We start from the raw sequence: 806 nt of genomic DNA on the forward strand, positions 1-806 counted from the left end.
GTTGGCGGTGCGCTGGTTGACCTGCTGCTCGGTGCCGATTTTGTGAATACCGTCGGCCTCATAGAGCTGCATGTAGACCTCGGTACCCGAAACGCCCGTGCCCTGCCACACCACCACGATGCGGCCGTCGGCCAGCCGGGTGGTCGCCGGGTTAAGCTGGTCGCCCGCAGTGGTGGTATTCACCTGGGTACTTTCATTCAGCAAGCTATAACTGGCCAGAGCCGATCCCTGAAACGCTACCGCTTCGCCCTGGTTGCCTGCCGGATCGATCGCATAGATCTCTCCAGACTCTCCCGCGGCCACAGGGTTAGGCGCAATTACCCATTTACCCTGCTGATCTGCCACGGTGCTGTACTGCGTGCCGTTTTTATCCACTACAACAACCACAACGCCAGGTTCAGTCACACCGCTCAGTGACTCTTCAGAGTTGCCTGAAATACCCACGTTAGGCGCCGTGATGTCCAGAATGAAATTCCAGCTATTGCTGAGTTCGCTTACGTTGCCTGCCGCATCCGTCGCCGTCGCGGTAATGCTGTGTGTTCCCTCTAACAAGTTAGTGGTCGGGGTATAGCTCCAGTTACCCTCCGCATCTGCCGTAATGGTTGCCAGCAGAATGCCATTGTCATAAAGCGTAACCTGCGATCCCGCTTCTGCCGTACCGGTAAAGGTCGGCGCCGGATCGTCGGTGACATTGCCAGCCACCGGTGAGGTGAACTGGACAGTGCCAACGTCATCTTGCAGTGACTGAATGATCACTGGCTCAGGCGGTGTGGTATCCACCGTCAGGGTAAAGGTCGCCTCGCTGT

The 806-nt window shown here is 57.6% G+C and carries 1 protein-coding gene; it reads right to left on the bottom strand.

Translation table 11 applies throughout. The features are described 5' to 3' along the window. On the bottom strand, positions 1–806 hold an 806-nt coding region (locus AAH450_RS21055; RefSeq protein ID WP_342911927.1), incomplete at both ends, for an Ig-like domain-containing protein.

The sequence above is a fragment of the Erwinia magellanica genome, from assembly GCF_039023495.1.
Taxonomy (GTDB): Bacteria; Pseudomonadota; Gammaproteobacteria; order Enterobacterales; family Enterobacteriaceae; genus Erwinia.